Source organism: Planomonospora parontospora (assembly GCA_014647935.1).
GTDB classification, from domain to species: domain Bacteria; phylum Actinomycetota; class Actinomycetes; order Streptosporangiales; family Streptosporangiaceae; genus Planomonospora; species Planomonospora parontospora.
Map to the genome: position 1 here is coordinate 21,680 of BMQD01000038.1, position 18,147 is coordinate 39,826.

Genomic DNA, 18,147 nt, shown 5'->3' on the forward strand with positions numbered 1-18,147 from the left:
GCCGGGGTCACCGCCGCCCCGGTCCCGCGGCGGGCAGGCGGACGGTGAAGACGGTGCCGCCGCCCTCGCCGGGGGCGGCGGTCACGGTGCCGCCGTGCGCCTCGACGATGGCCTTGGTGACGGCCAGGCCCAGGCCGGTGCCCTTGATGCCGGCCCGCCGGGCGGTGGAGGCGCGGAAGAACCGGTCGAACAGGCGGGGGTACTCCTCGGCGGGTATCCCGATGCCGGTGTCGGCCACCGTCACCGCGACCGTCCCGCTGGTGCACCCCTCGTCCCCGTGGCCGCCGTCGCAGCCGGCGGTGACGGTGACGGTCCCGTGCTCGGGGGTGTACTTGACCGCGTTGGACAGCAGGTTGTCGAGCACCTGGCGGAGCCGTACCGGGTCGGCGCGGGCGGGCAGGTGCAGGGCCAGGTCGGTGGTGAGGGTCAGGTGCTTGGCCGCGGCGGCGGCCCGGTGCTCGTCGACGGCCTGGCGGACCAGCCGGGTCAGCGAGACGGGCCGGGGGTCGACGGTGATGTGGCCGGCGTCCAGGCGGGCCAGGTCGAGCAGGTCGTCGACCAGGTGCTGCAGGTGGGCGGTCTTGCGGTCGATGACGTCGGCGAACATGCGGGGCTCGTCGGTCAGGTCGGGCAGGTCGGCGAGCATCTCGGCGTAGCTGCGGATGACGGAGACGGGGGAGCGGATCTCATGGCTGACCAGGGCGACGAGCTCGTCCTTCATCCGGTCCAGGTCACGCAGCCGGCGCACCTGCTCCTGCTCCCTTTCCAGGAGGCGTTCACGCTCCTCGGCGATCCGGTGGCGTTCGGTGACGTCGGTGCAGATGCCGTCGGCCAGCAGCCGGCCGCCCTCGCGGCGGGGGGCGGCGCGGGTCCAGATCCAGCGGGTGACGCCGTCCAGGCCGACGACCCGGTACTCGGCCTGCGCGGGCCTGCCGGAGGCGACCGCCTCGTGCAGCCCGCAGAAGGCCTCCAGGTCGTCGGGGTGGACGAGGCTCTCGGTGAAGGCGGCGGCGTCGATGCCGAGGGGGACGTGGCCGCCGAGGATCCCGGCGGTGCTCTGGCTCTGGTACGTCCGGCGGGCGTGGCCTCCGTCGTCGATCTCGACGGTCCACACCAGGTCGTCCAGCTGGGCGACGACCTCGTCGAAGCGGCGCCGGCTGGCGGTCAGGGCCAGGGCGAGGTCCTCGGCGCGGCGGCGCTCCATGAAGCGGCCGATGTGCGCGCAGACGCCGTCGAGCAGATAGAGCAGGTCGTCGTCGGGCTCCTCGACGGTCTCGGAGAAGAAGGCCAGTACGGCCAGCACGCGCTCGCCGCTGCGCACCGGCAGCCCCACGGCGGTGCGCAGGCCCGCGTGCAGCGCGTGCGGGGTGCGCAGGAAGCCGCCCGGCTCGTCACGCAGATCGGGTGTCCACGACCGGCGGCCGGAGGCCCACACCCGGCCGGGCAGTCCTTCCCCGGGCCGGACGGTCATCAGTTCCGGACCGGTGAACTCCGAGAGGTCGTGGCCGGGCTCGACCCAGGAGCCGGTGCGGGAGATGCGCTCCCCGCCGGGATCGACCTGCCAGTACTCGCCGCAGCTCCAGCCGAACGCGCCGGCGATCGCGCCGAGCACGCCGCAGGCGGCCTGCTCGACGGAGCCGGCTTCGGCGAGCGCCTTGATCACGGCGTACTGGGCGTCGCGGAGCACCTGGATGCGGTGGTGGTCGGTGATCTCCCGGCCGGTGCACATCGCCCCCAGCCGGCGTCCGTCGGCGGTCTCGATCGGCCGCCCGTTGACCGTGAACCGGCGCGGGGGCCTGCCCGGGGCGCGGACCACCACCTCCTGGCCGTCGAAGCGCCCGCTGACCAGCGCCCGGACCACCGGCGCCTCCTCGGGGGCGAGCAGGGTCCTGCCGTCGGGACCGAACAGGTGGTAGACCCGCGGCCAGGCGATCATGTCCACCGGCTGCTCCGGCGCCTGGACGAACTCGCGCATCGGCTCGTTGAAGCGGACCAGCCGGCCGTCGGTGTCGCAGGCCGCCACCCCGACGTCCAGGCTGTCCAGCAGTGCGGACAGGAACGTCCGCTCCTCCTCCAGCTCCCGCCGGACCTCCTGGAAGCTCGACTGCGAGGCGATCACCGCCTCCGCCGTCGCGGCCAGCTCCTCCAGTGTCTCCAGATCCTCCGGGCTCCACGGGCGGGGGCGGTGGTCGATCACGCAGAGCGTGCCCAGGGGCCGGCCGCCGGGCTCGTGCACCGGGACGCCGGCGTAGGCGGCCAGCTCGCCCCGGGCCACGGCGACGATGTCGCGCCACCGTTCGTCGCCGCGGGTGTCGGCCACCGCCAGCGGGGTGTCGCCGAGGACCAGGTGGCGGCAGACGGACTGGGACAGAGGGCTCTGCCGCTCGGACAGGGACGGGCTGGTCCCCTCGGTGCTGACGACCACCTGCCGGTCCTCGGTGATCAGCGAGACCCGGGCGATGGGCACGTCCAGCAGGCGGGCGGCCATCCGGGTCACCCGGTCCAGCAACGGCGACCGGGGGGCGTCCAGCAGACCGGTGGCCTGCAGGGCCTCCAGCCGTCGCGCGTCACCGACGCGGTCCATGGTCTTCACACTCCCACCTCCCCGAGCATCGCTCCCTACCCGGCTCTAGGTGATTAAGACCCTTATATCCTTTATCTTATTAAAAATACCTTTCTCTGGTGTTATGGCTCACTTCTCGACCGTCCCGGCTCAGCCCTCGACGTCGGTCGCACGGTGCGGCGCGCCGACCGGCTTGGACTCCGGCGACCCCCGCTGGCGCAGGTACACCGAGAGCACGACCATCGAGAGCACCGCCAGGAACTCCGACTGCCAGTTCTGCAGGGTCCGGTTCCAGAAGTCGGCCGAGGTGACGTACCCCCACCAGCTCAGCGGGTCCTGCAACCGGGAGAGCCGTTCGGAGTTCCAGGCCGCCAGCCCCGCCACCGACTGCGCCAGCCACGACAGCAGGAAGACCAGCCCCATCACCAGGCCGAGGGAGTTGCCGTACAGGGTCTGCCGCAGGTCCGTCGCCCTGGCCCAGGCCGGGCCGTCCGGCCGGGCGTGCGGGCCGACCTGCTGGTCGGCGTCGCTCTCCGGGCCCTCCTTGCCGGGCTTCTTCGACTCCGGCGAGCCGCGCTGCACCCACCAGACGGTGGCCAGGATGAACAGCAGGAACTGCAGGTACTCCGACTGCCAGTTCTCCGCCACGTCGACGGCGAAGTCCGAGGAGGTGACGTACCCGGCCCAGGAGACCGGAGCCCCGCCCTCGGCGAGCTGCCGGTCGTTGTACGCCGCGGTCCCCGCCACCGACTGCCCGGCCAGCGCCAGCGCGAACAGGCCCAGGAAGAACAGGCTGAGGGCGTTGTCCCTGACGAAACGTCTCACGGTCCTCCTCCTACCGGTGCAGCAGGCCGATGGCGAAGACGTACGCCAGGCCCGCCACGATGACGACGACGGTCACGGCGAACATCACCCGCATGGTCACCCCTCCACCTCGCACGAGTACGGCAGCGCGCCGCGCGGCCGGCAGCCCGCCGCGCGCACCAGCCAGCCCTGCGGGAAGCGGTGCAGGAAGACGGTGTCGCGGGCGAGCCGTACCAGGGCCTCGTCCCCCCAGACCTCGGCTCCGCCCGGCGCTCCGCCGGGCAGGTCGAGTTCCAGCACGGCCTGCTCGCACCCCTGACCGCCGGACCTGAGGCTCGCGGCGGCCTCGGGGGCCAGCAGTGCGCACGCCCGCCCGCCCTGCCCGGCGGTCACCGCGGCGTAGAACGACTCCGCCGCGGACCGGGCCGGCTCCCGGTCGGCGGACGCGCAGCCCGCCGACGCCGCTCCGGCGGCCAGCGCCACCGCGGTCGCCAGGATCACTCTCGTTCTCATCCCCGCCCTCTGCCCCGGCGATCACGTGAGTCACCAGGGGAGACCACCGGATCAGCCCCCGGCCGCCTCGCCGAGCAGGCGGTCCCAGTCGGACAGGAACCGGGGCAGGCCGTAGCGGGCCAGGGCGGCGGCCCGGGCGTGCTTGCCGACCTGCCGGGCCAGCTCCGGCTCCCCGGTGAAGGCTTCCAGGGCGGCGGCGAGCACGGACACCCGGGTCGAGATCACGCCCGCCTCCGGCGGGACCGCCTCCACGGCCTCGGTCGCGGCCAGCGCCACGACCGGCATGCCGATCATCATGGCCTCGATCAGCGAGAGCCCCAGCGAGGTCCACCGATAGGGGTGCAGGTAGACCCGGCGGCGGGCGAGCTCGGCGTGCATCGCCGCCTGCGGCAGGTCCTCGAAGGCGCCCAGGGGGATCCCCAGGTGCCCGGCCAGCCCGGTGACCTTCATGCCGAACACGTCCAGCGGCGCCTCCTCGGCGAACCGCGGCAGCAGGTCGGTGCCCGCCACGCGGGTGCGCCGGACCGGCTCGTTGACGACGACGGCGGCCCGGGGCAGCTCGCCGGTGTAGAGGGGGCCGGGGTCGAGGACGCCGTGCTCGATCACCCGTACGGGGGCCCGGCCGTTGTCCCAGAACAGCGCGTTGAAGTGGGTCACGTGGACCAGCGGGACGTCGTCGCGGTCGGCCAGCGGGTGCCGGGTGGCCGGGACCTCGCCCTTGGGCGTGTTGTGCTCGACGTAGACGGCGGGCACGTCCCGCCCCGGGCGCCGGCCCAGCCACCGCTCGGCCAGCTCGGTCTCGTGCGGCCGCTGCAGGACGACCAGGTCGACCTCCTCCTCGCGCAGCCGGTCGGCCGGCACCTCCCGCACGGCCTCCGGCCACGGGAAGGTCCGCGCCCGGCCGCGCCCGTCGGGGCCCCGGTCGGGAGTGAGGGGGACCAGGTAGTCGTGGGCCCCGTGGACGAAGGACGTGGTCCACGAGCCGTGCACGTGCCAGAGCAGGATCCTCACGACACAGCTCCCCGGGCGGGGACGGGCACGGCGGAGCCGAGCGCCAGAGCGACCGCGGCGGCGAGGTCCGGGGCGACCTCCGGGGCGGCGGCGACCTCCTCGGGCAGCGTCACCTCCGTCGGGACCAGGATGCCGCGCGCCCCGGCGGCGCGGGCCGCCTCGACGTCCCGGCCGATGTCCCCGATCACCACGCAGTCGCGGGGGTCCGCGCCGAGCTCCTCCGCCGCGCGCAGGACCAGCCCGGGGGCGGGTTTGCGGCAGCCGCAGCCGCCGGCGTCATCGTGCGGGCAGACCGCCCACACGTCGAACGGGCCGAGCAGCTCCTCGACGCGGGCGTTGACCGCCGCCAGCTCCTCCGCGCCGATCAGCCCCCTGGCCACCCCCGACTGGTTGGTGACCACGCCGACCCGGACGCCCGCGCGGCGGAGCCGGTCGAGCACCTCTCCGGCGCCGGTGACCGGCTCGACCAGCTCGGGCCGGCGGTTGTACGGAACGTCTTTCACGAGTGTGCCGTCACGGTCGAAAAGAATGGCGGCTGGTCGTTCGTCGTGCGGCACTTCATTCCTCCCGAATGCTTCGTCCCTTGCTTTTCCCTATCTTCCCGTTTGCCCGGGGGTTAACCGAGAAAAAAACTACTTAGAGTGACAATGTGCTGGTTGCAAGCCGTCTAGCTGCACTTCTATCGGGGTGCGGTGTTTGAGAAGCGCTCCTCTCGGTAGTGACTAGGTGTCTGCGGGAGGCGAATGCATGAAATTCCTTGGATTGAATGCGATCTTTCATGACCCGGCGGCGGCCCTGGTCGTCGACGGCGAAGTGGTGGCGGCCGCGGAGGAGGAGCGGTTCAGTCGGCGCAAGCACGGCAAGCGCCCGGTGCCCTTCTCCGCCTGGGAGCCGCCCGAGCAGGCGGCCGCCTGGTGCCTGGCCCGGGCGGGGCTCAAGCCCGAGGACCTCGACGGCGTCGCCTACTCCTACGACCCCGCGCTGGTCCGGCCCGGTCAGCAGGGACTCGACGAGCGCTGGGAGGACCTGCGCACCACCTACGCCCGCCGGGCCCCGAACTTCCTGGCCACCGCGCTGCCCGGCCTCGACCCGGCGCAGGTCCGCTACGTGCCTCACCACGTCGCGCACGCCGCGTCGGCCGGGCTGGCCGCGCCGTACCGCGACTCGGCCGTCCTGGTCTGCGACGGGCGCGGTGAGGCGGTCTCGCACCTGGCCGGGCGCTACGCCGACGGCGAGCTGACCGTCCTGGCCGCCCAGGAACTCCCGCACTCGCTCGGCCTCATGTACGAGGAGGTCACCGAGCACCTGGGCTTCATGCGCTCCAGCGACGAGTACAAGGTCATGGCCATGGCCTCCTACGGTGAGCCGCGCTTCCTCGGCGAGCTGCGCGAGCTGATCCGCGCCACCGGCGACGGCGGGTTCCGCGTCGAGCCGGTCGACTGGGCCGGCTACGCCAAGCGGCTCGGCCGGGGGGAGCCCTGGTCGGAGGACCACGCCGACCTCGCCGCCAGCGTGCAGAAGCGGCTGGAGGAGGTCCTGCTCGACCTCGCCCGGTGGCTGCACGAGCGCACCGGCGAACGGCGGCTGACCATGGCCGGGGGCGTGGCGCTCAACTGCGTCGCCAACACGCGCCTGCTGGCCGAGGGCCCCTTCGAGGAGCTCTGGGTCCAGCCCGCCGCGGGCGACGCGGGCACCGCGCTCGGCGGGGCGCTGCACCTGGCCCAGGCGGCCGGGGAGCCGGCCGCGCCGATGCCCGGCGCCGACCTCGGCCGCGGCTGGACCGACGAGGAACTGGCCGCCTGGCTCGACGCGGCGCGGGTGCCGTACGACCGCCCCGCCGACCTGGCCGCGGCGGTCGCCGCCGAGCTCGCCGCCGACCGCATCGTCGCCTGGTTCCAGGGGCGCAGCGAGTACGGCCCGCGCGCGCTCGGCCGCCGCTCCCTGATGGCCCACCCGGGCCGGGCCGCCAACACCGAGCGGCTCAACGACGTCAAGGGCCGCGAGCAGTTCCGCCCGATCGCGCCGATGGTGCTCGCCGAGCGGGCCGCCGACATCTTCGAGCGGGGACCGATCCCGAGCCCCTACATGCTCTTCGTCCACGACGTGCGCCCCGAGTGGCGCGACCGCATCCCGGCCGTCGTGCACGTCGACGGCACCGCCCGGATCCAGACGGTGGACCGGGCCGGCGACCCGCTGCTCGCCCGGATGCTGCAGGAGTTCGAGGTCAGGACCGGGCTGCCGGTCGTGGTCAACACCAGTCTCAACACCGCCGGGCGGCCCATGGTCGACGATCCCCGCGACGCACTGGAGTGCTTCGGCTCGGCCCCGGTCGACCTGCTCGTCCTCGGCCCGTACCTGATCCACCGGGGGAAGGTGTTCGCTTCATGATCACTGTTGTCGTGCCGACGATCGGCCGCCCCACCCTGACCGCCACCCTGGCGGCACTGGAGCCCGGCACCGACGTCATCGTGGTCGACGACCGCCCGGACCCGCTCGCGGGCGACGGCTGGGAGGCCGACGGCGTTCCCCCGGACGGGCCCGCCGCCGCGCCCGGCGGCCCGCCCTTCGTCGGCCCGGCCTCGCTCGGCACCGACGCCGACGTGCTGGCCGCCGTACGCGCGGCCGGAGGGCGGGTCACGGTCCTGCGCTCCGGCGGCCGGGGACCGGCCGCCGCCAGGAACACCGGGTGGCGGGCGGCGTCGACGCCGTGGATCGTCTTCCTCGACGACGACGTGATCCCCGAGCCCGGCTGGGACAAGGCCGTCCGCGCCGACCTGGAGGACCTGCCCGCCGACGTGGGCGGCAGCCAGGGGCGCATCGAGGTGCCGCTCCCGGCCGGCCGCAGGCCCACCGACGCCGAGCGCAACACCGCGGGGCTGGCCGACGCCGACTGGATCACCGCGGACATGGCCTACCGGCGCGAGGTCCTGGAACGGACCGGTGGTTTCGACGAGCGCTTCCCGCGCGCCTACCGGGAGGACGCCGACCTCGCACTGCGCGTGCAGGCGGCCGGATACCGGCTGGTCAAGGGGGAGCGCGTCACCCGGCACCCGGTCCGCGACGACGGCTTCTGGGCCAGCGTGCGCTTCCAGCGGGGCAACGCCGACGACGCGCTGATGCGGCGCGTCCACGGCCCCGGCTGGCGGGCGATGCTCGGCGGCGCGCCCGGCCGGCTCCGCCGGCACGCGCTCGTCACCGGGTTCGGCCTGCTGGCGGCCGGGGCGGGGCTGGCCGGGCGGCGGCGGACGGCCGCCGCCGCGGCGGCGGCGTGGGCGCTGCTGACCGCGGAGTTCGCCTGGGCGCGCATCGCCCCGGGCCCGCGCACCCCCGAGGAGATCCGGCGGATGGCGGTCACCAGCGCGGTCATCCCCCCGGCGGCCTGCGCGCACCGCCTCCGCGGCGAGCTGAGGGCGCGCCGATGACGGACGCCTGCACGGGCCCGGAGCCGGGTCCACCCGAGCGGCCTGCCGCGAACCGGGTGGACCGGGCGGACGGGGCCGACCAAGCGGACGGGGCGGACCAAGCGGACGGCATGGACCGGATGGACCGGATGGACGGCATGGGCGGGGCGGGCCCGCGGGCGGGGACCGTGCTCGTGGCGCGGCTCGACAACGCCGGCGACGTCCTGCTGGCCGGGCCCGCGATCCGGGCGGTCGCCGCCCGGGCCCGGGAGGTCGTCCTGCTGGCGGGCCCGCACGGCCGCGCGGCGGGCGAGCTCCTGCCCGGCGTGTCGCGGGTGCTGGAGTGGCGCACCCCGTGGATCGACCCCGAACCGCCGCCGGTGTCCGGCGCCCACGTCACCCGGCTGATCAGGGAGATCCGGCGGCTGGCGCCGGAACAGGCGCTGATCTTCACCTCCTTCCACCAGTCGCCGCTCCCGCTCGCGCTGCTGCTGCGGCTGGCGGGCACGCCCAGGATCGCCGCGATCAGCACCGACTACCCGGGATCGCTGCTCGACGTGCGGCGGGTCGTCGACGAGGACGGCGAGGACGCGGACGTGCCCGAGGCCGAGCGCATGCTGGGCCTGGCCCGCCAGGCCGGCTTCGACCTGCCCCCCGGCGACGACGGCCGGCTCGCCGTACGGCGGCCGCTGCCCGACGCCGGCCGCCTGACCGGGCCGCCCGGATACGTGGTCGTGCATCCGGGCGTCTCGGCGCCCGCGCGGGCGTGGCCGGCCGAGAGCTGGGCCCGGCTGGTCCGGCTGCTCGCCGCCGAGGGCCGCAGGGTCGTGGTGACCGGTGGCCCCGGCGAGCGGGTGCTGACGGCGAGCGTCGCCGGACCCGCCGACCGGCCCGCCGCGGACGCGTTCACCGCGGGGGCCGCAGCGCACGGGCTCACCCCCGGGGCCGCCGAGCACGGGCTCGCCCCCGGGCACCGGGCGCCCGCCGGGCCGGGGAGTGTGCTCGACCTCGGCGGGCGGACGAACCTCGCCGAACTGGCCGGGGTGATCGCCGGAGCGTGCGCGGTGGTCGCGGCCAACACCGGCCCCGCCCACCTGGCCGCGGCGGTCGGCACCCCCGTCGTCAGCCTGTTCGCCCCCGTCGTCCCGGCCGCACGCTGGGCGCCGTACGGCGTGCCGTCCGTCGTCCTCGGCGACCAGCACGCCCCCTGCCGCGGGAGCAGGGCCAGGAACTGCCCGATCCCCGGCCACCCCTGCCTGTCGTCCGTCCCGGCCGAGGAGGTCGCCGAGGCCGTCGGCCGCGTGGCCGCGCCAAGGGAGGCAACCGTATGAGAATCGCTCTGGTGTCCGAGCACGCGAACCCGCTCGCGGCCATCGGCGGAGTCGACGCCGGCGGGCAGAACGTGCACGTGGCGGCGCTGGCGGCGGCGCTGGCCGAGCGGGGACACGAGGTCGTCGTGCACACCCGGCGCGACGACCCCGGCGCCCCCGACGCGGTGGCGCTCTGCCCCGGCGTGACCGTGGAGCACGTCCCGGCCGGTCCCGCCGCCCCCGTGTCCAAGGACCTGCTGCCGCCGTACATGCCGGCCTTCGCCGCGCACCTGCGGCGGCGCTGGCGGCGCAGCAGGCCCGACGTGGTCCACGCGCACTTCTGGATGAGCGGCCTGGCCGCGCTGGAGGCCGCCCGGCCCCTCGGCGTGCCGGTCGTGCAGACCTTCCACGCCCTCGGCACGGTGAAGCGGCGCTGGCAGGGCACGGCGGACACCAGCCCGCCGCAGCGGATCGCCGCCGAGACCGCCATCGGGCACGGCGCCCAGCTGACCGTCGCCACCTGCACCGACGAGGTGAACGAGTTGATCGCGATGGGGGTGCCCGCCGAGCGGGTCACCATCGTGCCGTGCGGCGTCGACCTCGAACTGTTCCACCCGGACGGCCCGGCCGCGCCGCGCGGGCGGCGGCCGCGCATCCTCAGCATCGGGCGCATGGTGCCGCGCAAGGGCGTCGGCACCGTCGTCGAGGCCCTGCGCGCCCTGCCCGGCGCCGAACTGGTGATCGCCGGCGGCGCGCCGGACGACGAGGAGGCGCGGCGGCTGGAGCGGCTGGCCGCCGCCCACGGGCTCTCCGACCGGGTCAGCGTGGTCGGCAGCGTCGGCCGCGCCGACGTCCCCGCCCTGATGCGCTCGGCCGACGTCGTGGTCAGCGTGCCCTGGTACGAGCCGTTCGGCATCGCCGTCGTGGAGGCCATGGCCTGCGGGATCCCGGTGGTCGCCTCCTCCGTCGGCGGGCACCTGGACACGGTGGCGGGCTGCGGCATGCTGGTCCCGCCCCGCCGCCCCCGGGCCCTCGCCCGGGCCCTCAGTGACCTGCTGAAACGCCCTGACCTGCGTGCGGCCCTCGCACTGTCCGGCGAGCGCCGCGCCAGATCCGGGTACGGCTGGCCCCGGATCGCCGAGCGGACCGAGGCCGTCTACCTGGACGTGATCACCGGCCACCGGACCCGGGGCCGGATCGCCGCCGCCGCGGGAGGCTGAAGAACCATGCACCCACACCTGTCACGCCTGAGCACCGCGCTCGCCGCGGTGGACGACGAGACCGAGACCATCGCCGGCTGGGGGCGGAAGCTCGCGGCCGTGCTCACCGGCGGCGGCCGCCTGCTCGCCTGCGGCAACGGCGGATCCGCCGCCGAGGCCCAGCACCTCACCGCGGAGCTGGTCGGCCGCTTCCGGGACGACCGCCGGCCGTACGCGGCGATCCCGCTGCACGCCGACACCTCCAGCGTCTCCGCGATCGCCAACGACTTCGGCGCCCAGGAGGTCTACGCCCGCCAGGTACGGGCGCACGGGCGCCCCGGGGACGTCCTGATGTGCCTGTCCACCAGCGGTTCCAGCCCGAACGTCCTGGCCGCCGCGCTCGCCGCCCGCGAGTGCGGCCTCACGACCTGGGCGCTGACCGGCCCGGCGCCCAACCCCCTCGCCGACCTCTGCGACGACGCCCTCCCCGTGGCGGCCGCCGACACCGCGACCGTCCAGGAGGTGCACCTCGCGGTGATCCACATGCTCTGCCACGCGATCGAGGAGGCTGCCGCATGAGGCCGGGGCCGCTCGTCGTCGTCGGCGACACGCTGCTCGACGTGGACGTCGAGGGCGAGGCCGAACGGCTCTGCCCCGACGCGCCGGTCCCCGTGGTGGCCGCGGGCCGCCGCAACCGCCGCCCCGGAGGGGCCGGTCTCGCCGCCCTGCTCGCGGCCCGCACCGGGGCGGAGGTCGTCCTGGTCACCGCGCTCGGCGACGACGAACCCGGCCGGTGGCTGCGGGAGGCGCTCTCCGGCTCGATGGAGGTGGTCGGGCTGCCGCTGCGGGGCGGGACCGTCGCCAAGACCCGGATCCGGGTCCGGGGCCAGACCCTGCTCCGGCTCGACACCGGCGAGGGCCGGGCACATCCGCTCGGACTCGGCACCGGCGAGGGCCGGGCGCATCCGCTCGGGCTCGACGCCCGCCGGGCCGCCGCGGCGCTCCGCGGCGCGGGCGCGGTCCTGGTCTCCGACTACGGCCTCGGCACGGCGGAGGCCCTGCGGGAGACGACCGCACTGACCTCGGCGCCGGTGGTCTGGGACCCGCACCCGCGCGGGCCGGTCCCGGCCCCCGGCTGCGCGCTCGTCACGCCGAACGAGGCCGAGGCCCGGCTGCTGTGCGCGCCGGAGCCGTACACCTCGCCCGAGCAGGCGGCCCGCCATCTGGCCCGCGCGTTCGCCGCCGAGGCGGTGGCCGTCACCCTGGGCGCCCGGGGTGCGGCCGTCGCCCGCCGCGGCGGCGCGGTGGTCCGGGTCCCGTCACCCCAGGTGGCGGCCGGAACGGACGCGTGCGGCGCGGGCGACCGGTTCGCGGGGGCCGCCGCGCTGGCGCTCCGCGACGGCGCGCGCGCCGAGGACGCCGTCGCGGCGGCGTCCCGCGAGGCCGGAGGCTTCGTGGAGGGCGGGGGAGCGGCCGCCGTCCGGCTGCCCGACCCGGCGCCCGGCGGCCGGCTCCCCGGCCTGGGCGACCGGCCGCGCACGCCCCTGGAGGTCGCCCAGGTGGTCCGCGCCGCGGGAGGCAGGCTGGTCGCCACCGGCGGCTGCTTCGACCTGCTCCACGCCGGCCACGTCAGCCTGCTGCGGCGGGCCAGGGCCCTGGGCGACGCGCTGATCGTCTGCGTCAACTCCGACGACTCCGTCCGCCGCCTCAAGGGGGCCGGGCGCCCCGTCGTGGGCGAGGAGGACCGGACCGAGGTGCTGCGCGCGCTGGAGTGCGTCGACGCCGTGGCGGTCTTCGACGAGAGCACCCCCGCCGCGCTGATCGAGCGGCTCCGCCCCGACGTGTGGGTCAAGGGCGGCGACTACACCGAGTCCGACCTGCCCGAGGCCGAGGTAGTCCACCGCGCGGGCGGCGAGACCGTCATCCTCCCCCTGGTCCCCGGACAGTCCACGACCAACCTGATCGCCGCCGCCCGCGCGGCGCTGTGAGACCTGGAGGAACGGCAATGCCTGCGACACTGGGGAACATCCTGATCACCGGCGGCGCGTCCGGCCTCGGCCTGGCCTGCGCCGAGGCCGTCGCCAAGGCCGGCGGGCGGCCGCTGGTCGCCGACGTGAACGTCCCCGCCTACGACGTCGAGCACGTGGTGGCCGACCTGTCCGACCGCCGCGAGGCGGAGCGGGCCGTCACCGAGCTGGCGGAGCGGGGCGGAGGGCTCGACGGGGTCGTCACCGCCGCGGGCACCGACGCCTGCGGCCGCCTGGCCGACGTGCCCGCCGACCGCTGGGAGCGGGTGATCCAGGTCAACCTGCTCGGCACCGCCTCGGTCGTCCGCGCCGCGCTGCCGTACCTGACCGCCTCCCGCGGGCGGGTCGTGACCTGCGCCTCCACGCTCGGCCTGCGCGCGCTGAGCGACGCCACCGCCTACTGCGCGTCCAAGTTCGCCGTCGTCGGGTTCACCCGGGCGCTGGCGGCCGAGCTCGCCGGGCAGGTGGGTGTGACCCTGCTGATCCCCGGCGGCATGCAGACCCACTTCTTCGACGACCGCGCCCCGCAGTACAAGCCGGGACCCGACGCGCGGCTCAACAGGCCGGAGGACGTGGCCGCGGCCGTGGTGTTCGCGCTGAGCCAGCCGGAGGGCTGCGAGGTCAGGGAACTCGTCGTCTGCCCGTCCACGGAGACGTCGTGGCCCTGACCGGGGCCCCGGCCGCGCGCGGACCGCGATGAGCGGGCTGGACCGGGCCGGGACGGCGGAGCGCGGGAAGGGCCGGACGGGAGGGGACGGCGACGGCCGGGCCGGGACGGCGGAGCGCGGGAAGGGCCGGACGGGAGGGGACGGCGACGATCGGCCCGTGCTGCTGGCGCTGCGCGCGCTCGGGCTGGGCGACCTGCTCACCGCCGTGCCCGCGCTGCGGGCGCTGCGCCGCGCCTTCCCCGGCCACCGGATCACGCTGGCGGCCCCGGCGGCGCTGGCCGGGCTGGTGCCGCTGATCGGCGCCGTCGACGAGCTGTGCGACGTGCCCGGACCGGACCCGGTCCCCGAACGCGTCCCCGTGGAGGCCCCGAACATCGCGGTGAACCTGCACGGCCGCGGCCCGCAGAGCACCGCCGCGCTGCTGCGCACCGGGCCGGGCCGGCTCCTGGCCCACGCGCACCCGGAGGTCCCCGGGGCGGAGGGCCCGCGGTGGTGCGAGGAGGTGCACGAGGTGCGCCGCTGGTGCGGCCTGCTCGGCTGGTACGGCCTGCCCGCCGACCCGGCCGACCTGCTGCTGGCCGATCCCGCCTACCCGCCCGGCCTGGCGGGTCCGCCTGGTACGCCCCGTCTGCCGGGTCCGCCTGGTACGCCCGGTCTGCAGGGCCCGCCTGGCCTGCCCGGTTCACCCGGTTCACCAGACTCGTCAGGTTCGCCCGGCCCGTCAGGTTCACCCGGCCCGTCAGGTCCGGCGGGACCGGCACCGGCGGGAGAGCGGACCGGCCCGGTCCTGGTCCATCCCGGAGCCGCGTACCCCGCCCGGCGCTGGCCGCCGGAGCGATTCGCCCGGGTGGCGGCGGGACTGCGCGAGGCCGGCCACGACGTGGCGGTCACCGGCGGCGCGGCGGAACTCGGCCTCGCGCGGCGGGTGGCAGCCCTCGCCGGGCTGCCCGCCGACCGGGTCCTGGCCGGGCGCACCGGCCTGCCGGAACTGGCCGCCCTGGTGGCCCGCGCCCGGCTGGTCGTCTGCGGCGACACCGGGGTGGCCCACCTGGCCAGCGCGTTCGCCACCCCGTCCGTGGTGCTGTTCGGACCCGTCCCGCCCGCCCTGTGGGGGCCGCCGCCCGGCGGGCCGCACACCGCGCTGTGGGCCGGGTCGCGTGGAGACCCCCATGGAGAGCGGCCCGATCCCGGGCTGCTGCGGATCGAGGTCCCGCAGGTCCTCGACGCCGCACTCGACCGACTGGAGGTGAACGTCCGATGAGTCTTCCGACCCACCGGCGAGACGGTGACGGCGCCCGGCGGGGCGCCCGCCGGGCCGTGGTGACCGGCGGAGCCGGCTTCCTCGGCTCCTACCTGTGCGAGCGGCTGATCGAGCGGGGGACGGAGGTGATCTGCATGGACAACTTCCTGACCGGCTCGCCGGACAACGTCGCGCACCTGATGGGCCGGCCGGAGTTCCGGCTCGTCGAGTGCGACCTCACCGGCTTCGTGCACGTGCCCGGCGACGTCGACCTCGTGCTCCACTTCGCCTCGGCGGCCTCCCCGGTTGACTACCTGCGCCACCCCATCGAGACGCTCAAGGTGGGCAGCCTCGGCACCCTGCACGCCCTCGGCCTCGCCAAGGACAAGGGCGCCCGCTTCGTGCTCGCCTCCACCAGCGAGGTGTACGGCGACCCGCTGGAGCACCCGCAGCGGGAGGGCTACTGGGGCAACGTCAACCCGGTCGGGCCGCGCAGCGTCTACGACGAGGCCAAACGCTTCGCCGAGTCGCTGACCACGGCCTACCGCAACTCGCACGGGACCGACACGGCGATCGTGCGGATCTTCAACACCTACGGGCCGCGGATGCGCCCGCACGACGGCCGCGCCATCCCCACCTTCATCCGCCAGGCGCTGTCCGGCGAACCGATCACCGTGGCCGGCGACGGCGGCCAGACCCGCTCCGTCTGCTACGTCACCGACACGGTCGAGGGCATCCTCGCCCTGGCGGAGAGCGACTTCACCGGCCCCGTCAACATCGGTAACCCGGCGGAGCTGACCATGCTCGCCCTCGCCGAGACGATCCGCGACCTGACCGGATCGTCCTCGCCGATCGAGTTCGTGGAACGGCCCGCCGATGACCCGGCCGTCCGGCGGCCCGACACCTCGCTGGCCGAGTCCCGGCTGGGCTGGCGGCCGGAGGTGGACGTCCTGGACGGGCTGCGCCGTACCATCGCCTGGTTCACCGAGGAGCTCCGCCGGCCCGAGCCGGTGTCCCGGGGGCAGGGCGCACCGGTAAATTAAAGATCATGACATATCCGGATCCGCGGTATCTCGGCGACGGAGGCGAGGTCAACGCGACCTTCCGGCCCGCCGGGCACGAGCCCGAGCTGACCTATCCCAACGGCGGCACCGTGGTGCACTACCTGGCGACGGGGGCCTCCACGGGCGGGAGGTTCGGCCTCTACCGGTGGGACATGGGCCCGAACCCGTCGGGGCCGGACGCGCACTTCCACCGGTCGATCTCCGAGTCGTTCTACATCCTCTCCGGGACGGTGCGGATCTTCGACGGCGCCCGCTGGATCGACACGGCCCCGGGGGACTACGTGCACGTCCCCGAGGGCGGCGTGCACGCCTTCCGCAACGAGTCGGGCGAGCCGGCCTCGATGCTGCTGCACTTCGCGCCCGGAGCCCCACGGGAGGGGTACTTCGAGGGGCTGGCGGAGTTCGCCGTCTCGGGACGGCCCAGTGAGGAGGAGATGACGGAGTTCTTCATCCGGCACGACACCTACTGGGTCTGACAGCGGTTCGCCGGACGGACGAGGGGAACCGCCGTCGTGCCGCGGGTCCTGCTCCCGGTTCCCCGGCTCTGCCTCTGCGCCGCGTCGGCGGGTCTCGTCCGGAGCGCCCGGATCAGAGGTCGCCGAGCTCGCCGAGTGGTCTCGTCCAGTAGTCCCGGTCGAGGGCATCGCCGTCGAGGGAACCCTGCGCCCCGGGGAAGGGGCGGCCCGGGGCGATGACGATGTGCATGATCTGGTTGAAGGTCTTGAACGCCTCGTCGTCGCCGACGCGGATCTCACTGCCGTTCATCCGCCGGTACCAGTACTTCTGCTCCTCCTCGATCCGGGGGAGGAGCTCGCTCCGGCTCAGCGTCCGTGCCTCCTCGACGGTGAGGAGCTTGAAGCGTGGCATACGGCGATTGTTCCACAACACCCGGCGACATCCAGGACCGCAGGGGAGGGGCGTCAGTCGACGTAGGCGTTGGTGATGCTCCACGGGCCGCAGTCGGAGCCGAAGGTGCCGCGGTCGCAGCCCTGGACGACGAAGGCCCACCTGTCCGTCGCCCTGCCGTGGCTGACGGTGTCGTCGTAGTCGACGGCCACGTTCTTGGGCAGGGACAGGGCTCCGCTCCACGGGGTCAGCCGGGCGACCTTCACCTGGTGGGTCCGGTTGCCCAGGTGGGCGTCCTTGCTCCAGCGGACGTTGAAGAAGTCCCAGTCGCGGCCCAGACCGCTCCACCGGAAGACGATCCTGTTCCCCGACTCGTAGACGCGGACCAGGGTGCCGCCGCCGAGGTTCGGGGACCAGACGATCTTGCCGTTGCGGAAGCCCTGGTAGGAGCCGCGTTTGCCGGCGTAGCCGTACTCCTTGGTGACGGGGCAGCCGTAGGCGCTGTTCTGGCCGCCGTTGGAGCGCCACAGATCGCCGATGAGGCTGCCGGCGGGGGCGACGAGGGAGGCGTCGCACGCGGTGCGGGCGGTGGCGGCCCGCGCCGCGGTGGCGGGGGCCAGGAGGGTGAGACCCGCGACCGCCGCGGCGGCGGTGGCGAGCAGGGTGCGGGCGGTGGGCATCGGAGGGCTCCTTCTCGTGCCTGGTGGCGGTCGGGGGTCAGTGCGCGAGGTCGATGGAGGTGGGGATGCTCCACGGGCCGCAGTCGGAGCCGAAGGTGCCGCGGTCGCAGCCCTGGACGACGAAGGCGAACCTGTTCACCTCGTGGCCGTTGGTCGTCGTGCCGATGCCGTCCTTGACGTAGGGGGACATCACGTACTGGCCGCTCCACGGGGTCAGCCTGCGGACCTGGACCTGGGTGGCCCGGCCGCCGTCCTTGCTCCAGCGGACGTTGAAGAAGTCCCAGTCGCGGCCCAGGCCGCTCCACTTGAAGACGATGTTCTGGCCCTTGCCGTAGACGCGGACCAGGGTGCCGCCGCCGAGGTTCGGGGACCAGACGATCTTGCCGTTGCGGAAGCGCTGCCAGGAGCCCTGCTTGTCGGGGTAGCCGTACTCCTTGGTGACGGGGCAGCCGTAGACGCTGCTCTGGCCGCCGTTGGAGCGCCACAGGCCGCCGATGAGGCTGCCGGCGGGGGCGACGAGGGAGGCGTCGCACGCGGTGCGGGCGGTGGCGGCCTGCGCGGTGGTGGCGGGCGCCACCACGGCGGCGGCCGTCGCGACCGCCGCGGCGAGGCCGAGGAGTGAGCGGGAGGTGCGGCTCATCGGAGGAGTCCTTCCGGAAAAGGGGTTCGCGCTGACACCTCGTATGTACGACGAGCTGCTTTCACCCGGCCTGCCCCGGCTTGAGAGCGGCTTACTCGGAGCGCATTTCATGAAAAATGGCTTAGATTCAAAGAGTCAAGGCAACACATTGGGCCGGGGTTCGGTAGCCGAGGCACTTGCG

The 18,147-nt window shown here is 75.1% G+C and carries 18 protein-coding genes; 10 read left to right on the forward strand and 8 right to left on the reverse strand.

Annotated elements, in window-relative coordinates; genetic code table 11:
* Positions 1–7: 7 nt before the first annotated feature.
* The 5 genes from IEZ07_RS32535 to IEZ07_RS32555 all read right to left on the reverse strand — a co-directional run bounded on the left by IEZ07_RS32535 (position 8) and on the right by IEZ07_RS32555 (position 5,448).
* Positions 8–2,584, reverse strand: a complete 2,577-nt coding sequence (locus IEZ07_RS32535; protein WP_239321175.1) for an ATP-binding protein — start codon at positions 2,582–2,584, stop codon at positions 8–10.
* Positions 2,585–2,713: 129 nt separating this feature from the next.
* Positions 2,714–3,388 (reverse strand): DUF6766 family protein, encoded by a 675-nt coding sequence (locus IEZ07_RS32540; RefSeq protein WP_191898301.1) that lies wholly within the window; start codon positions 3,386–3,388, stop codon positions 2,714–2,716.
* 96 nt (positions 3,389–3,484) lie between these two features.
* Positions 3,485–3,880: a hypothetical protein gene (locus tag IEZ07_RS32545; protein ID WP_191898302.1), complete on the reverse strand. Its 396-nt coding sequence runs from the start codon at positions 3,878–3,880 to the stop codon at positions 3,485–3,487.
* 51 nt (positions 3,881–3,931) lie between these two features.
* Positions 3,932–4,891: a glycosyltransferase gene (locus IEZ07_RS32550; protein WP_191898303.1), complete on the reverse strand. Its 960-nt coding sequence runs from the start codon at positions 4,889–4,891 to the stop codon at positions 3,932–3,934.
* The gene (locus IEZ07_RS32555) at positions 4,888–5,448 is read right to left on the reverse strand and encodes a D-glycero-alpha-D-manno-heptose-1,7-bisphosphate 7-phosphatase (protein ID WP_275413882.1); all 561 of its coding nucleotides are present in this window, start codon (positions 5,446–5,448) and stop codon (positions 4,888–4,890) included. Before IEZ07_RS32555 ends, IEZ07_RS32550 begins: the two co-directional genes overlap by 4 nt.
* 190 nt (positions 5,449–5,638) lie before the next feature.
* On the opposite strand from IEZ07_RS32555, the gene IEZ07_RS32560 reads away from it, so the two are divergent.
* The 10 genes from IEZ07_RS32560 to IEZ07_RS32605 all read left to right on the forward strand — a co-directional run bounded on the left by IEZ07_RS32560 (position 5,639) and on the right by IEZ07_RS32605 (position 16,276).
* Complete coding sequence (locus IEZ07_RS32560; RefSeq protein WP_191898304.1) at positions 5,639–7,279, forward strand: carbamoyltransferase family protein; 1,641 nt, start codon at positions 5,639–5,641, stop codon at positions 7,277–7,279.
* Positions 7,276–8,313, forward strand: a complete 1,038-nt coding sequence (locus IEZ07_RS32565; RefSeq protein WP_191898305.1) for a glycosyltransferase family 2 protein — start codon at positions 7,276–7,278, stop codon at positions 8,311–8,313. Before IEZ07_RS32560 ends, IEZ07_RS32565 begins: the two co-directional genes overlap by 4 nt.
* 119 nt (positions 8,314–8,432) lie before the next feature.
* Positions 8,433–9,623 carry a glycosyltransferase family 9 protein gene (locus IEZ07_RS32570; protein WP_239321172.1) on the forward strand — a complete coding sequence of 397 codons (1,191 nt, stop codon included), beginning with the start codon at positions 8,433–8,435 and terminating at the stop codon, positions 9,621–9,623.
* On the forward strand, positions 9,620–10,822 hold the full coding sequence (locus IEZ07_RS32575; RefSeq protein WP_191898306.1) for a glycosyltransferase: 1,203 nt from the start codon (positions 9,620–9,622) through the stop codon (positions 10,820–10,822). The genes IEZ07_RS32570 and IEZ07_RS32575 overlap by 4 nt, the downstream gene beginning before the upstream one ends.
* A 6-nt stretch (positions 10,823–10,828) precedes the next feature.
* The gene (locus IEZ07_RS32580; protein ID WP_191898307.1) at positions 10,829–11,380 is read left to right on the forward strand and encodes a D-sedoheptulose-7-phosphate isomerase; all 552 of its coding nucleotides are present in this window, start codon (positions 10,829–10,831) and stop codon (positions 11,378–11,380) included.
* Complete coding sequence (gene rfaE2 / locus IEZ07_RS32585) at positions 11,377–12,789, forward strand: D-glycero-beta-D-manno-heptose 1-phosphate adenylyltransferase (RefSeq protein ID WP_191898308.1); 1,413 nt, start codon at positions 11,377–11,379, stop codon at positions 12,787–12,789. Before IEZ07_RS32580 ends, rfaE2 begins: the two co-directional genes overlap by 4 nt.
* Positions 12,790–12,806: 17 nt before the next feature.
* Positions 12,807–13,496 carry an SDR family oxidoreductase gene (locus tag IEZ07_RS32590; protein WP_191898309.1) on the forward strand — a complete coding sequence of 230 codons (690 nt, stop codon included), beginning with the start codon at positions 12,807–12,809 and terminating at the stop codon, positions 13,494–13,496.
* A gap of 28 nt (positions 13,497–13,524) precedes the next feature.
* Positions 13,525–14,757 (forward strand): glycosyltransferase family 9 protein, encoded by a 1,233-nt coding sequence (locus tag IEZ07_RS32595; RefSeq protein ID WP_191898310.1) that lies wholly within the window; start codon positions 13,525–13,527, stop codon positions 14,755–14,757.
* Positions 14,754–15,779, forward strand: coding sequence for a UDP-glucuronic acid decarboxylase family protein (locus IEZ07_RS32600; RefSeq protein ID WP_191898311.1), 1,026 nt, complete (start codon positions 14,754–14,756; stop codon positions 15,777–15,779). The genes IEZ07_RS32595 and IEZ07_RS32600 overlap by 4 nt, the downstream gene beginning before the upstream one ends.
* 5 nt (positions 15,780–15,784) lie before the next feature.
* Positions 15,785–16,276, forward strand: a complete 492-nt coding sequence (locus IEZ07_RS32605) for a cupin domain-containing protein (protein WP_191898312.1) — start codon at positions 15,785–15,787, stop codon at positions 16,274–16,276.
* A 112-nt stretch (positions 16,277–16,388) separates the two neighbouring features.
* Here the strand turns inward: IEZ07_RS32605 and IEZ07_RS32610 are convergent, their stop codons facing one another.
* The 3 genes from IEZ07_RS32610 to IEZ07_RS32620 are packed head-to-tail and all read right to left on the reverse strand — an operon-like array spanning position 16,389 to position 17,966.
* Complete coding sequence (locus IEZ07_RS32610) at positions 16,389–16,667, reverse strand: hypothetical protein (RefSeq protein WP_191898313.1); 279 nt, start codon at positions 16,665–16,667, stop codon at positions 16,389–16,391.
* A gap of 53 nt (positions 16,668–16,720) precedes the next feature.
* Positions 16,721–17,326 (reverse strand): LGFP repeat-containing protein, encoded by a 606-nt coding sequence (locus IEZ07_RS32615; protein ID WP_191898314.1) that lies wholly within the window; start codon positions 17,324–17,326, stop codon positions 16,721–16,723.
* Positions 17,327–17,363: 37 nt separating this feature from the next.
* Entirely contained in the window at positions 17,364–17,966 is a 603-nt protein-coding gene (locus IEZ07_RS32620; protein WP_068893884.1) for an LGFP repeat-containing protein, read from the reverse strand.
* Between the last annotated feature and the right edge of the window lie 181 nt (positions 17,967–18,147).

Bases quoted from the DNA above. Each gene is read 5' to 3' on its own strand.
- IEZ07_RS32535 (WP_239321175.1), bottom strand. From the start codon at position 2,584: ATGGACCGCGTCGGTGACGCGCGACGGCTGGAGGCCCTGCAGGCCACC.
- IEZ07_RS32545 (WP_191898302.1), bottom strand. From the start codon at position 3,880: ATGAGAACGAGAGTGATCCTGGCGACCGCGGTGGCGCTGGCCGCCGGA.
- IEZ07_RS32560 (WP_191898304.1), top strand. From the start codon at position 5,639: ATGAAATTCCTTGGATTGAATGCGATCTTTCATGACCCGGCGGCGGCC.
- IEZ07_RS32565 (WP_191898305.1), top strand. From the start codon at position 7,276: ATGATCACTGTTGTCGTGCCGACGATCGGCCGCCCCACCCTGACCGCC.
- IEZ07_RS32570 (WP_239321172.1), top strand. From the start codon at position 8,433: ATGGACCGGATGGACGGCATGGGCGGGGCGGGCCCGCGGGCGGGGACC.
- IEZ07_RS32575 (WP_191898306.1), top strand. From the start codon at position 9,620: ATGAGAATCGCTCTGGTGTCCGAGCACGCGAACCCGCTCGCGGCCATC.
- IEZ07_RS32580 (WP_191898307.1), top strand. From the start codon at position 10,829: ATGCACCCACACCTGTCACGCCTGAGCACCGCGCTCGCCGCGGTGGAC.
- rfaE2 (WP_191898308.1), top strand. From the start codon at position 11,377: ATGAGGCCGGGGCCGCTCGTCGTCGTCGGCGACACGCTGCTCGACGTG.
- IEZ07_RS32590 (WP_191898309.1), top strand. From the start codon at position 12,807: ATGCCTGCGACACTGGGGAACATCCTGATCACCGGCGGCGCGTCCGGC.
- IEZ07_RS32595 (WP_191898310.1), top strand. From the start codon at position 13,525: ATGAGCGGGCTGGACCGGGCCGGGACGGCGGAGCGCGGGAAGGGCCGG.
- IEZ07_RS32600 (WP_191898311.1), top strand. From the start codon at position 14,754: ATGAGTCTTCCGACCCACCGGCGAGACGGTGACGGCGCCCGGCGGGGC.
- IEZ07_RS32605 (WP_191898312.1), top strand. From the start codon at position 15,785: ATGACATATCCGGATCCGCGGTATCTCGGCGACGGAGGCGAGGTCAAC.
- IEZ07_RS32610 (WP_191898313.1), bottom strand. From the start codon at position 16,667: ATGCCACGCTTCAAGCTCCTCACCGTCGAGGAGGCACGGACGCTGAGC.
- IEZ07_RS32615 (WP_191898314.1), bottom strand. From the start codon at position 17,326: ATGCCCACCGCCCGCACCCTGCTCGCCACCGCCGCCGCGGCGGTCGCG.
- IEZ07_RS32620 (WP_068893884.1), bottom strand. From the start codon at position 17,966: ATGAGCCGCACCTCCCGCTCACTCCTCGGCCTCGCCGCGGCGGTCGCG.